The sequence below is a fragment of the Rhizobium sp. 18055 genome (genome assembly GCF_902706285.1).
Classification (GTDB): Bacteria; Pseudomonadota; Alphaproteobacteria; order Rhizobiales; family Rhizobiaceae; genus Rhizobium.
In genome coordinates this window covers 1-401 of sequence record NZ_CACSKD010000429.1, presented here as the reverse complement: position 1 = coordinate 401, position 401 = coordinate 1, and the positions used below count along the sequence as shown (strand labels likewise).

1 protein-coding gene is annotated in these 401 nt (G+C 69.6%); it reads left to right on the top strand.

The window, feature by feature from the left end:
* On the top strand, nt 1-401 hold a 401-nt coding region (locus GVL52_RS32535; protein WP_200848058.1), incomplete at both ends, for a YhjD/YihY/BrkB family envelope integrity protein.

Genomic DNA, 401 nt, shown 5'->3' with positions numbered 1-401 from the left:
CGACCGGGGTGTTCGTCGAGCTGCAGTCGGCGCTCGAGCGCCTCTGGACCGCCGGCCATCCTCCCGTGCAGGAGAAGAAGGCGTGGTGGCGCATGGCGTCGCTGCGGCTGCGGGGCCTCACCTATGTGCTCGCCATCGGGTTCCTGCTGCTGGTGTCGCTGGTCGTCTCCACCGCGATCCACGTGGTGGCCACCTGGGCCAGCGCGCGCCTGCCGGTGGTGTCCGGCCCGTTGCTGCTGCTGGTGAACGAAATCGTGGCCTTCGGCATCGCCGTGCTGCTGTTCGTGGGGCTGATGCGCATCGGCACGGGGCCGAAGCCCCCGATGGGCTGCCTGGTGTTCGGCGCCGTCGTGGGGGCGATCCTGTTCACCGTGGGCAAGCAGCTGCTGGCGTTCTATCTC